Annotated in this window: 16 protein-coding genes; 3 read left to right on the top strand and 13 right to left on the bottom strand. The window is 41.5% G+C overall.

The genetic code is table 11. The features are described 5' to 3' along the window. Positions 1-24: 24 nt before the first annotated feature. The gene (locus IGI66_RS01575) at positions 25-387 is read right to left on the bottom strand and encodes an Asp23/Gls24 family envelope stress response protein (protein WP_010782036.1); all 363 of its coding nucleotides are present in this window, start codon (positions 385-387) and stop codon (positions 25-27) included. Between the two features lie 322 nt (positions 388-709). Between IGI66_RS01575 and rpmB the strand changes: the two genes are divergently transcribed. Then, the gene (gene rpmB / locus IGI66_RS01570) at positions 710-898 is read left to right on the top strand and encodes a 50S ribosomal protein L28 (RefSeq protein WP_010747188.1); all 189 of its coding nucleotides are present in this window, start codon (positions 710-712) and stop codon (positions 896-898) included. Positions 899-1,157: 259 nt separating this feature from the next. Next, the gene (locus IGI66_RS01565) at positions 1,158-3,752 is read left to right on the top strand and encodes a YfhO family protein (protein ID WP_438847196.1); all 2,595 of its coding nucleotides are present in this window, start codon (positions 1,158-1,160) and stop codon (positions 3,750-3,752) included. A gap of 36 nt (positions 3,753-3,788) precedes the next feature. Here IGI66_RS01565 and rihB read toward each other — a convergent pair whose 3' ends face one another. Next, entirely contained in the window at positions 3,789-4,718 is a 930-nt protein-coding gene (gene rihB, locus IGI66_RS01560; protein ID WP_438847194.1) for a ribosylpyrimidine nucleosidase, read from the bottom strand. Between the two features lie 102 nt (positions 4,719-4,820). On the opposite strand from rihB, the gene yeiL reads away from it, so the two are divergent. Then, positions 4,821-5,492 carry a transcriptional regulator YeiL gene (yeiL, locus tag IGI66_RS01555; protein WP_438847192.1) on the top strand — a complete coding sequence of 224 codons (672 nt, stop codon included), beginning with the start codon at positions 4,821-4,823 and terminating at the stop codon, positions 5,490-5,492. Between the two features lie 56 nt (positions 5,493-5,548). On the opposite strand, the gene truA is transcribed toward yeiL, so the two are convergent. The 11 genes from truA to IGI66_RS01500 form a co-directional block, all read right to left on the bottom strand. Further along, complete coding sequence (truA, locus tag IGI66_RS01550; RefSeq protein WP_438847190.1) at positions 5,549-6,295, bottom strand: tRNA pseudouridine(38-40) synthase TruA; 747 nt, start codon at positions 6,293-6,295, stop codon at positions 5,549-5,551. 205 nt (positions 6,296-6,500) lie between these two features. After that, positions 6,501-7,298, bottom strand: a complete 798-nt coding sequence (locus IGI66_RS01545; protein WP_086305824.1) for an energy-coupling factor transporter transmembrane component T family protein — start codon at positions 7,296-7,298, stop codon at positions 6,501-6,503. Next, positions 7,288-8,157, bottom strand: coding sequence for an energy-coupling factor ABC transporter ATP-binding protein (locus IGI66_RS01540; RefSeq protein ID WP_438847188.1), 870 nt, complete (start codon positions 8,155-8,157; stop codon positions 7,288-7,290). The genes IGI66_RS01545 and IGI66_RS01540 overlap by 11 nt, the downstream gene beginning before the upstream one ends. Continuing rightward, positions 8,133-8,969 carry an energy-coupling factor ABC transporter ATP-binding protein gene (locus tag IGI66_RS01535; protein WP_438847186.1) on the bottom strand — a complete coding sequence of 279 codons (837 nt, stop codon included), beginning with the start codon at positions 8,967-8,969 and terminating at the stop codon, positions 8,133-8,135. Before IGI66_RS01535 ends, IGI66_RS01540 begins: the two co-directional genes overlap by 25 nt. Before the next feature lie 253 nt (positions 8,970-9,222). Beyond that, entirely contained in the window at positions 9,223-9,603 is a 381-nt protein-coding gene (rplQ, locus tag IGI66_RS01530; RefSeq protein ID WP_438847184.1) for a 50S ribosomal protein L17, read from the bottom strand. A gap of 27 nt (positions 9,604-9,630) precedes the next feature. Further along, on the bottom strand, positions 9,631-10,569 hold the full coding sequence (locus tag IGI66_RS01525) for a DNA-directed RNA polymerase subunit alpha (protein WP_010747196.1): 939 nt from the start codon (positions 10,567-10,569) through the stop codon (positions 9,631-9,633). Between the two features lie 79 nt (positions 10,570-10,648). Next, positions 10,649-11,038 (bottom strand): 30S ribosomal protein S11, encoded by a 390-nt coding sequence (gene rpsK / locus IGI66_RS01520; protein WP_010742774.1) that lies wholly within the window; start codon positions 11,036-11,038, stop codon positions 10,649-10,651. 24 nt (positions 11,039-11,062) lie between these two features. Next, positions 11,063-11,428, bottom strand: coding sequence for a 30S ribosomal protein S13 (gene rpsM / locus IGI66_RS01515; protein ID WP_010747198.1), 366 nt, complete (start codon positions 11,426-11,428; stop codon positions 11,063-11,065). Positions 11,429-11,446: 18 nt separating this feature from the next. After that, complete coding sequence (rpmJ, locus tag IGI66_RS01510; protein ID WP_010742772.1) at positions 11,447-11,563, bottom strand: 50S ribosomal protein L36; 117 nt, start codon at positions 11,561-11,563, stop codon at positions 11,447-11,449. Positions 11,564-11,596: 33 nt separating this feature from the next. Next, on the bottom strand, positions 11,597-11,815 hold the full coding sequence (gene infA / locus IGI66_RS01505) for a translation initiation factor IF-1 (RefSeq protein WP_010742771.1): 219 nt from the start codon (positions 11,813-11,815) through the stop codon (positions 11,597-11,599). A gap of 175 nt (positions 11,816-11,990) precedes the next feature. After that, a complete protein-coding gene (locus IGI66_RS01500; RefSeq protein ID WP_086305827.1) occupies positions 11,991-12,638 on the bottom strand; it encodes an adenylate kinase in 648 nt (215 codons plus the stop codon). Positions 12,639-12,679: the final 41 nt, after the last annotated feature.

Raw genomic sequence — 12,679 nt, 5'->3', positions numbered from 1 at the left:
TAGTCCTCCTTAAGAACGCTGCCTTTAGTCAGGCAGAACACGTACACCTTGAACATAAACATTCACTGAGTTAGCTGTTACTCCAAGCATCGTCTCCAAATTGTATTTCACTTTTTCTTGGACATTGCGCGATACTTCTGAGATTTTCGTGCCGTAGCTGACGATCGTATAGACGTCGACTGCGATTCCGTTCTCTTCTTGACGTACAACGACGCCGCGTGAATAATTTTCTTTTCTTAAAATTTCTGTAATATTGTCTTTGATTTGTTTTTTACTAGCCATACCAACGATACCAAACACGTCAGTAACCGCACCGCCGACAACCGTCGCGATGACGTCGTTTGAAATTTCGATCATACCAGTCTGTGTATTGATTTTCACAGCCATAGTTGTTAGCCTCCTTAAATAGGCAAAAATGCCCATTTTTTCTACTATAATAGTTTATCATAGCCCCATGACAAATAAAAGAAAGTTCCATTGCGTTTCGCTGATAGGGCGATCCCTGCTTGCCACAAAATTATGCTGACTTTCTTACATCAAAACTTTTACTAAAAAATTTTATGCTAACAGACTATAATTTACCTTCAAATGCACTGAATGTCAATCTTTCTAAAAAAATTCACTTGCACATCTTATTAAGATGTGCTATTTTATTTTAGTATGAGCCAAAGAAGCGCTCCAATATCAAGGCTAAAGGAGGAAACAACACATGGCAAAAGTTTGCTATTTTACTGGTCGTAAAACAAGAAGTGCAAATAACCGTTCTCACGCTATGAACGCTACGAAACGTACTGTAAAACCTAATTTACAAAAAGTTCGCGTTTTGGTGGACGGAAAACCTAAAAAAGTTTGGGTCTCAACTCGTGCTTTGAAATCTGGAAAAGTTGAGCGCGTTTAATATTATCCAATCAATCAAACCGTTCGATGACGAGCGGTTTTTTATTTTTTTGCGAGAAGTATTAAGTACGCTACGATTCCATTAAAAATCTACATATAAAAAAGCCGACACTGTCGGCTTTTTTTGTTGCTTCCTTTTGTAACAGCGGCAATAAAATAAGGGCAATTCTTTGTCTGAGTTTCACACCTCTTTCACAATATTTTTTTGTATCTATGGTAAAATTTGGATAGTCTGTTGAAAGAAGTTTGGTGATTTTTATATGAAAAACTATCTCAAAGAAAATCGTTGGTACTTGTTGGCCAGTTTTTTTCTACCGCTCGCCTTGATGGTGATCGTCTACTTAACGATCGGCATTTATCCTGGATCGAGTCGTAGTGTCTTAGCCAGCGATGCCTTTTCGCAATTTTCAAATTTCCACGCAAGTTTTCGCAATATGCTCTTAGGCAAACAAGGGCTTTTTTATAATTGGAACGCATCCATGGGATTGAATTATCTTTCTCTTGTTTCCTATTATCTTGGCGGCTTTTTTACACCGCTGGTTATTTTCTTTCCGAATCAACTGATGCCTGACGCGTTATATTTTTTAACACTGTTAAAAATTGGTGCCGCAGGACTGGCTTTCTGGTTCTACGCCAAGGGAAGCTTTAAGCTGCCCGACTGGTCAAGAGTAGCTCTCAGTGTTGCTTATGCACTCATGTCCTTTACCATCGCGCATTCTGAGATCATCATGTGGTTGGATGCCTTTGTTTATCTGCCTCTGATCATTTGGGGAATCAATCGTGTGATGGCCCTGCGAAAGCCGACGGTACTTTTTGTTTCCTATTTAATGTTGTTTTTAACAAGCTTTTATATGGGCTTTATGATCGGACTTTTTTCCGTTCTTTATTACGTCGCACGACTGCTCACGAATTGGAAGCTTTATAAAAAAAGTATTATCCCTTACGGCTTTACTTCCCTCTTGGCTGGCTTCGCCTCAATGATCATGATTTTACCGTCCATTCTGGATTTGCGGACGAACGGGGAGGAGTTAACACAACTAACGACCTTTAAAACAGAAGCCACTGGCTGGTGGGATTTTGTTGCTAAGAATATGATCGGGTCTTATGACACGACAAAATATGGCTCCATCCCATTTATTTATATTGGACTGTTACCATTAGCACTATGCCTGTTTTTCTTTATCTGCAAAAAAATTCCATGGAAGAATAAAATCGCCTATGGAGCGATTGCTGCAATTCTGATCGCAAGCTTCTATATCCAACCGATGAACTTATTCTGGCATGGAATGCATGCACCAAATATGTTTTTATTCCGCTACGCCTACTTACTCTCCTTTTTAGTGATTACTTTGGCTGCCTGGGGATGGGAAAAAGTAGACCGTGATAACATTTTACAGTTAGTCGCCGCCTGTCTGTTATTGATCGCTGTTTTCGCAATCTTCTGGGGAATGAAAGGAAAAGACTACAACTACCTTAAAAATATCTCTCTTTATATCACGATCGGCTTTTTGGCCGTGTATGCGTTGGTACTCACAGGGTATTACTTCAACAAGATCCCTTTAAAAGTATTGAGTATCTTGCTGTTGCTGTTAATGTCTACGGAAGCCTTTGTCAACAGTGACTTTATGGTACGAGGCATCTTGAAGGATTGGAATTACGCTTCTCGAAGCTTGTATACCGAACCCTATCCTTCTATCAAGGCGTTAGTCGATAAAACAAAAGATGAGAACGACACCTTCTATCGGATGGAAAATCTCGATCCAGTGTCTTCAAATGATGCCTTTAATTATGGCTATAGCGGCATCAGCATGTTTTCTTCGATTCGTAACCGGCATTCCTCTGGCTACATGGACCAGCTCGGATTCCGTTCAAGAGGAACAAGCTTGAACATTCGCTATCAGAATAATACGTTGCTCGCAGATGCCTTTACAGGGATCAAATACAACATCGCAAAAACAAAGCAATTGAATAAATATGGTTTTGACAAAACGGACACTGTTGGCGAGTACAACTTGTTTGAAAATAATTACGCATTGCCGTTAGCCTTCACAGCCCCAACCACGATCGATAAATTAAAAGCTTTGCCAAACGATAACCTTGGGACACAAACACAATTATTCAATGCTTTATCGCAAGAACAGTTTCAATACTTCCACTTCTTGCCGATCACACAAATAGATACAAAAAATGCGAACGTTACAAATGCAGGCAATATTATGACCATTGCAGAAAAACAAGGGAATGTTGCAAAAGACGTTACGTGGAAAGTGCAAGTTCCAGCGAATACTCAAGCTTATTTGAGTCTCTACCCGTATGACTTTGCTGAATTAGAAAGCTCAACCGCAACCGTGACTGCAAACGGTCAGACACGACAAGCCCAAATCGGTATCAGCGGACAGTATTATGATCTAGGCTATTATCAAGAAGCGACTACGGTCACATTCACAGCGAGTTTTTACGGAACCAAATCAATCAGTTTCCAAAATCCGCAAGTCCTTGCTTTAGACACCGTCGCTTACCAGTTAGCGGTTGACAAGATCAAAGAAAATGCCGTAGATATGAAGGTTGGCTCCCGTAGCGCTGAAGGAACAGTAGATGCAAAAGAAGCTCGAACGCTAGTTACAACGATTCCTTACGACGAAGGCTGGACAGCCAAAATCGATGGAAAGAAAGTTGACACGAAAGCCTTCCAAAATGCGTTCGTCAGCATCCATGTACCAAAAGGCAAGCATAAAGTCACCTTCAGCTATCTGCCTAAAGGCTTTATCTCTGGAGCGATTTCCTTCGTCGTCGCGATCGCTATGTTTATTCTTTACCTGCGAGCCTTAAAACCTAAAAAAAATCACCGCCATTAACGTACAAAAGGAAGAATCATTTCTGATTCTTCCTTTTTAATATTTCCGAATACACGCCTCGACTAAATCCCAAAATGTTTCTGTATCGATTTTCTTACCAACTTTTGCATTCGCTTTTTGCTCTAAAACATTGAGTTCATCGCAAACCGTCCGACCATAACAAGGTCCGCGATTGCTATCGACTTCAACATACATTTCCTGTGTTTCAAACGCTTCAGGAGAAATCAGATACCCCACGCAGGTAGCATCATGTAACGGCCCCGCTTCCAAACCAAAGCATTCAAACTGACTCTTTAAAGTAAAGCGCATGATGTCACCGAATAGTTTCCCCGCAACATTTCCCACTGCTTCCATTCGTTCAATGATCTCCAATGTACAAAGTGTCTGATTCGTCAGATCAAGCCCCATCATAACGATCGGTGCCCCTGAGGTAAAAACCACATGTGCCGCTTCTGGATCAGCAAAAATATTAAACTCGGCAGAAGGTGTGAAGTTGCCGGTTCCATAAGCCCCACCCATCAAAACGATTTCTTTGATTTTCGGAATGATCAATGGCTCCATTCGCATCGCAACGGCAATATTTGTTAATGGACCAACAGGCACAAGTGTAATGTCCCCCTCATTTGCCATCAATGTATCGATGATATAGTTAACCGCATTTGTCTTTTCTGCCTGACGATGCAATGGACCAAAGACCGGACCATCTAAGCCGGACTCTCCGTGAACATTCCCCGCTACCACTTGCTCCCGTACTAGTGGCTTTGGCATCCCAGCATAGACGTTTGCATCAATTCCCAATAACTGACAAACATTCAAGCCATTGACCACTGTCTTGTCCAACGTTTGATTCCCAGCTACAATGGTGATTCCTAACAAATCAATTTTCGGGTGTGCCGCCGCCATCAGTATCGTTATGGCATCATCATGCCCCGGATCACAGTCTAAAATAATTTTCCGTTTCTCCATTTGAAAGCCTCCTAAGAAAATATAGTTCCTTTATCTAGTTGCATTATAGTAAGTTCCTGCTTATGATAAGTATGAGAATTCTCATATAAGGAGGCAGAAAAAATGAAGAAGTTGCAAAATGAAAAATTGAAACAGCAGTTCATTCAATCCTCTGACTACCTTGATCAATTTTCCTTCGATATCAGTTTGGACACACACTTGTTTTTCTTCCCGGCCAACAGCTACATCGTGAAAGAAGACAATCCGCCTTCCCATTTATTTTACTTAGTAAAGGGCAAGGCGAAATTATATGACACCTTAGCAAATGGAAAAGTCGCGCTGATCGATTTCTTTTCGCCCCCTTGCTTTATCGGTGAGATGGAACTCGTCGATGAAAATCAGACTGCCTTTAGTGTACAAGCGATCGAAGACTGCTGGTGCTTGGCTGTAGCAAGAAAAGATTGCCAGAAACGCTTACTACAGGACACACTTTTTCTTCAAAAGCTTTGCATCTATTTTGCCCATAAAAATTATCGCAATATCAAAGCTTCGACCAAAAATCAAGGATTTCCGCTTTCGCAACGTCTAGCCTCTTTTATTTTATTGACGCAAAATGAAGGAACCTATCGCGAACAACACACACAGGTCGCCGAATATCTGGGCGTTTCCTATCGCCATCTGCTCTTTGTGATCGCTCAATTTGTAGAGGAGGGGTATCTGGAAAAAATAGAAAAGGGCTATCTCATTCAAGATATTGAAGCATTGACCCAACTGTCGAACGAAGTGAAAGCCTAGCTCGCCAAAAAAGCATCCACCAACAATCAAAAGACTGTTGGTGGATGCTTTATTGTCTAGTCATATTTTACTTCTGCTAGGTAGAGCCCCTCTGGATGGGCAGTTGGTCCTGCTGCATTTCGGTCCTTTGCTTCAAGTATTTCAGGAATACTGTCCGCTGAGATACGGCCGTTCCCAATTTTTAACAATGTACCTACTAAGATTCGGATCATTTTATACAAAAAGCCGTTCCCGCGAAAAATGAAGGTCAATTCTGTCTTCGATTCATTCACCTCTAGATCCGCTTGATAAATCGTGCGGACTTTATCTTCAATGGCGCCGCCTGTCGCACAGAACGACGTGAAGTCATGCGTGCCTACTAAATCGGATAATGCCCGTCGAATCAATTCTAAATCCAATGGATACGGATAATACGCCGCATAGTAGCGTCGAAACGGACTGCGGGGCTTTGCGATCTGGACTTTAAAATGATACGTTTTCTCCACAACATGATAGCGTGCATGAAAATCATCCGCCACGATCGCTACAGAGGACACAGCAATATCCTCGGGAGTTTGGGTGTCCAATGCAAATCGCATCCGTTCCAACGGACGCTCTTGCGGATAATCAAAATGAATCACTTGCCCGATCGCATGAACACCCGCATCGGTCCGACCTGAACCAAAAATCGTTACCGGAGACCCATTATTCATTTTTTTCAACGTCTTCTCCACTTCCTCCTGCACGGTTCGTCCATTCGGTTGTCGTTGAAACCCGTTAAACTGTGTACCATCGTAAGCAATCACTGCTTTATATCTGACCATGTTAGTTCTCCTTTTTTCTATTGCAGGAGTCATTATAACAGCTTTTCTATTCGGATTCCAACGCAATCAGAACCATTTGAGACCTCGGAAAAGTTTCCTCGCGGTACTGAAGTAAACGCTCCTCTCTGCTGATGTAGCCCTCTCATTAATTTTACTTGCCGAAAACATAAAATAAAGCGCAAAAAAAGCTTGGATCACTCCAAGCTTAACTGCGTAAAAAGACTAAAACAACCGTTACCGCAGCAAAAACTACCAAGACAAGGGTATCACGAGACGCCCATTGCAGTTTTCGATACTTACTACGTCCCTCGCCGCCACGATAGCCCCGAGCTTCCATGGCAGTCGCAAGATCTTCCGCTCGGTTGAAACTGCTGACAAATAAAGGAATCAGCAATGGTACGATTGCCTTCACCTTTTGAATCAAGTTGCCATCATTGAAATCCACCCCGCGAGCGCGCTGCGCATTCATGATTTTTTCTGTTTCATCCATCAATGTTGGAACAAACCGTAAAGCGATGGATAACATCAAAGCAATTTCATGTACCGGTAAATGAATTTTTTTCAGCGGGTTTAATAAAGATTCGATTGCATCAGACATTGATAACGGCGGTGTCGTTAATGTCAGTAAGGTCGACATAAAAATAATCAAGACGAACCGGCAAAAGATAAACAGTCCATTCTGTATCCCATAGGAAGACAAACTGAAAACACCCCAGGACCAATACAATGTCCCACCGCGAGTAAACAGCATTTGCAAGGCAACCGTAAAAATAATCAACCAAATCAACGGTCTCACGCCTCGTAAAAAGAAGCTTAGACTTATTTTTGATAAAAATACCGCAAACATCGTGAAAATCCCCAAAAATAAATAGCTTTGCCAATTATTTGCTAAGAAAATAATCCCGATAAAATAGAAACTAGCAACCAATTTAGCACGAGGGTCCAGACGATGGATGACTGAATCTCCCGGTATATAGCGTCCAAAAATCAATTTATTCATCATGAGCAGGACCTCCTGCAGCTTTTACGATCCAGTCCGCCAATTCATTTTCAGTCAATGGTAGCGTTTCAAAAGAAGCACCCCTTGCTTGCATCTTCTCAGCAAAAGCACTCGCTTGTGGCACGCCTAATTGCTTTTCCTTCAGCCACGCAACATCTTGAAAGACCGACTGTGGATTTCCATGCTTCACCACACGACCTTTTTCCAAGACATAGACATAATCTGCGAAATTTGCAACGTCATCCATCAAATGAGTCACTAAAACGATCGTTATGTTCTTTTCATGATGCAAACGCCAAAACATCTCCATCATTTCTTTTCGTCCAAGCGGATCTAAGCCCGCTGTCGGCTCGTCTAAGACTAGCACTTCTGGCTCCATAGCCAAGACACCTGCAATAGCCACACGCCGCATCTGACCCCCTGAGAGCTCAAAAGGGGAGCGCTCAAGATATTCTTCCTCTAAGCCAACCATTCGAAGATTTTCCTTCGCCAAAGCATAAGCTTCTTCTTCACTGATTCCAAAGTTCTTTGGACCAAAAGCAATATCTTTAGCCACAGTTTCCTCAAACAGCTGCGCTTCAGGAAATTGAAAAACGATCCCAACTTTTTTACGGACTGGCTTCAAATTCTTATTATCTGTCGTTGGAGTGATTGTCCGATCACCGATGACCACTTTTCCATCCGTTGGTTTCAATAACGCGTTCAAATGCTGCAATAATGTAGATTTCCCACTACCAGTATGGCCAACCAACGCTGTATAAGATCCTTCCTGGATATCAAGATCGATATCATAAAGTGCCCGTTGTTCAAAGGGCGTGTTGGGTTGATAAACGTAGCTTACTTTTTCAAAACGGATGTCCATAACCAGTCCATCATCCCTTCTTCATCTAAATAGCCCTTAGGAACCTGTATGCCGCGCACGTTTAATGCAGCTTTCAGCTTCTCAGGAAATGGCAGATCCAATCCTAGTGAAACCAATTCTGGTCCCGCAGAGAAAATTTCATCCGGTGTTCCTTCTTGATAAAGTTTCCCATCTCTCATGACCAAGATTCGATTCGCACTAGCCGCTTCATCAATATCATGAGTAATTGAGATCACAGTCAAATCGCTCTCTTCTTTTATCTTATGAATCGTTGAAATGACATCATCTCGTCCTTCAGGGTCTAACATGCTTGTCGCTTCATCCAAAATAATGATGTCTGGACGCAAAGCCACAACGCCAGCAATCGCCACTCGCTGTTTCTGTCCACCAGATAAACGTGCAGGCTCTCGCGTCGCAAATTCTTGCATTTTTACTTTTTCCAAAGCATCCTGAACTCTATGCTGCATTTCACTTCGTTCGATCCCTTGATTTTCCAAACCAAAGGCAACATCATCTTCAACTGTTGCACCTACAAATTGGTTGTCAGGATTCTGGAAGACCATCCCTACCATTCGGCGAATATCCCAGACCGATTCCTCAGAGAGTTGCATCCCGCCGACAGCAACAGTTCCCTTTTGCGGCAAATGAAGACCATTGATCGTTTTTGCTAACGTTGATTTTCCTGATCCGTTATGACCCACGATCGCTATCCATTCACCTTTATTAATTGAAAAGCTGACATCCTTCAAAGCAGGTGTCGCTTCTTCTTGGTAGCTAAATTCAATTTGACTGATTTCAATAATTGGCTTCATGGTTGCACCTTTCCACTTCTTTGCAAATCTGTTCTAAGCCTAGCAAAAAAGCACGGTTTTATCAATCCTTGATACTCAATAAAATGCTTTTGTATACCGACCTGTCTTGACAGTGTTTTTGGGTATAAAAAAACACTTTATGATGAGTGCCGGCTTCCCAGACATTCTGGGAAGCGGCGCTGAGCTAGACTCGGAGAAAATCTCCAACATCATAACACTCTAAAAGAATCATCTATAAAGTGAAGAGTGATTATTATACAAGTTCTAAAACGACCATAGGGGCGTTGTCGCCGCGACGAGGTTCAGTTTTTAAGATACGAGTGTATCCACCTTGACGTTCAGCGTAACGAGGAGCGATGTCATTGAATAATTTTTGTAATGCAGGTTCAACAACAACAGCTTCGTTTTCTTCGCGAACATCAGCGACTTCATTACGTACAAAGCTAGCAGCTTGGCGACGTGCATGAAGATCCCCGCGTTTTCCTAAAGTAATCATCTTTTCAGCAGTTGAACGAACTTCTTTCGCACGAGCTTCAGTCGTAACGATACGTTCGTTGATAATTAAGTCAGTTGTTAAGTCACGCAACATTGCCTTACGTTGGCTAGATGTGCGTCCTAATTTACGATAACTCACGTAGGTTTCCCTCCTTTGTCAACAATATTAATCGTCTTTACGTAGTCCTAAGCCAAGATCATGCAATTTAGCTTTCACTTCTTCAAGTGATTTACGCCCTAAATTACGTACTTTGATCATTTCAGGTTCGGACTTATTCGTTAATTCTTGAACCGTGTTAATACCAGCGCGTTTCAAACAATTATACGAGCGTACAGACAAGTCTAGTTCTTCGATGGTCATTTCCAACATTTTTTCTTTTTGAGTTTCTTCTTTTTCAACCATGATTTCAGCATTTTTAGCTTCATCAGTAAGATTTACAAAAATATCTAAATGTTCTGTTAAGATTTTTGCTGCAAGACTTAATGCTTCTTGAGCAATAATAGATCCGTCAGTCCAAATTTCCATCGTTAATTTATCGAAGTCATCACGACGACCAACACGCGTATTTTCAACTTGGTAGTTTACTTTACGTACAGGTGTGTAAATAGAATCGACTGGAAGCACACCAATTGGCATATCTTCCTTTTTATTTTCGTCTGCTTGAACATAGCCTCGACCAGGTTTTACCGTTAGGCGAGCATGGAATGTTGCGCCTTCAGCAACAGTACAAATGTACATATCTTTATTTAAGATTTCAACGTCGCTGTCAACGATAATATCGCCGGCAGTTACCGTAGCTGGTCCAGTAATATCGATCTCAAGGGTTTTTTCTTCTTCCGCAAATAATTTCAACGCTAAACCTTTGATATTCAAGATGATTTGTACAACGTCTTCTCTTACACCTTTGATGGTTGAAAATTCGTGTAACACCCCATCGATTTGAATATTGGTAATGGCCGCGCCCGGTAAAGAAGAAAGTAGAATACGACGTAGAGAATTACCTAAAGTAGTTCCATAACCTCTTTCCAAAGGTTCAACAACGAACTTGCCATAATCTCTGTCTTCATCAATTTTTGTGATTCTTGGTTTTTCGAATTCAATCATTCTTGTCTTTTACCCCTTTCAAAACGAAAAGTGTCTTGTTCAATGACATTCCTGTAAAACTCATAGAGTTGGGCACTCATTAAACACGACGGCGTTTTGGAGGGCGGCATCCATTATGAGGTACTGGAGTCACGTCACGAATTGCTGTTACTTCTAAACCAGTTGCTTGCAATGAACGAATCGCTGCTTCACGACCAGAACCAGGTCCTTTAACAGTTACTTCAACACTTTTCAATCCATGTTCCATTGCAGCTTTTGTTGCAGTTTCAGCAGCCATTTGAGCAGCGAAAGGAGTTGATTTTTTACTACCTTTGAAGCCTAATGAACCTGCAGATGACCATGCGACAGCGTTACCGCTAGCATCAGTAATCATGATGATTGTATTATTGAAAGTCGAATGAATATGAGCAATACCTGTTTCAATATTCTTCTTCACACGACGTTTACGATTGACTTTCTTTGCTACCATGAAGATTTATACCTCCTTCACTAATTATTTTTTCTTGCCTGCAATAGCGCGAGCTGGGCCTTTACGAGTACGAGCGTTGTTCTTAGTGTTTTGTCCACGTGTAGGCAAGCCACGACGATGACGGATTCCACGGTATGAACCGATTTCCATCAAACGTTTGATGTTTAAGTTAGTTTCACGACGAAGATCGCCTTCAACTTTTAATTTATCAACTTCAGCACGGATAGCGTCTGTTTGTTCATTCGTTAAGTCACGAACACGAACATCTTCAGAAACGCCTGCGTCGGCTAAAATTTGTTTCGCTGTAGTATTTCCGATACCGTAAATATAAGTAAGTGAAATTACCACGCGTTTATCACGAGGAATATCTACTCCTGCAATACGAGCCATACTTAATTACACCTCCAATTATCCTTGACGTTGTTTATGTTTTGGGTTTGCTGGGCAAATCACCATAACGCGTCCATTACGACGAATTACTTTACAATGTTCACACATTGGTTTTACTGATGGTCTTACTTTCATGATTATACCTCCTGAAGTTTTACGGAGTACAACTTACTTAAAGCGATAGGTAATGCGACCACGACTTAAATCATACGGAGAAAGTTCTACTGTAACTTTATCTCCAGGTAAGATTCGAATATAATACATCCGGATTTTACCAGATACGTGTGCAAGAACTTCGTGTCCGTTTTCCAATTCGACTTTAAACATTGCATTCGGCAAAGTTTCGACGACTGTTCCTTCGATTTCAATCATATCTTCTTTTGCCACGCAGAGTACCTCCTTGTAGTTGTTTCGCATTTTCACACGATAAAATGGCGGAAACTGCAGTTCCCACCCTAATTCTAAAGTTAACTCCTAAAAAAGCTAGAAGTCGGACTGACAAATTCTATCATAAAACATCGAACTTGGCAAGATAAACTGCATCTCAAGTCGGCAGGCAAAATTATTTTTTGATAATCTTTTCTACATCCGCAAATACGGCATCAATTTCACGATCTCCATCAACTGGATACAACAGACCTTCTTCATCATAGTAAGCTAAAATTGGTTCGCTGTTTTTAATGTTTACAGACAAACGGTTTTTAACAGTTTCTGGCTTATCGTCTTCACGTTGATAGAACTCATGACCGCCGCAACGATCGCAAGTGTCTTCTACTTTCGTAGGGTTGAAGATTTTATGATAAGTTGCACCGCAGTTGCGGCACATGAAGCGTCCTGCCAAACGTTCAACTAACACTTCTTCTGCTACTTGAATTTCAATAACAGCATCAATTTTTTTATTCAAGTCCGTCAACATTTCAGCTAATGCTTTGGCTTGATCTAAAGTACGAGGGAAGCCATCCAATAAGAATCCTTTATCCGTATCCTTTTGGGCTAAGCGTTCCTTCACGATACCGTTAGTAACTTCATCTGGAACCAAATCCCCTGCATCCATATATGATTTTGCTTTCAATCCGAGTGTTGTCTCGTTTTTGATTGCTTCTCGGAACATATCCCCCGTGCTGATGTGCGGAATATTGTACGTTGCAACAATTCTTTCTGCTTGTGTCCCTTTTCCTGCTCCTGGCAGTCCCATTAAGATCAGGTTCATTGCTTTCCCTCCTAAATATTCGAAGCGAGAACGGCGTTGAG

This window comes from Enterococcus sp. AZ048 (assembly GCF_051715125.1).
GTDB classification, from domain to species: domain Bacteria; phylum Bacillota; class Bacilli; order Lactobacillales; family Enterococcaceae; genus Enterococcus_A; species Enterococcus_A gilvus.
Note: the sequence above shows the minus strand (reverse complement) of the source record. Positions and strands in the feature narration are given on the sequence as shown.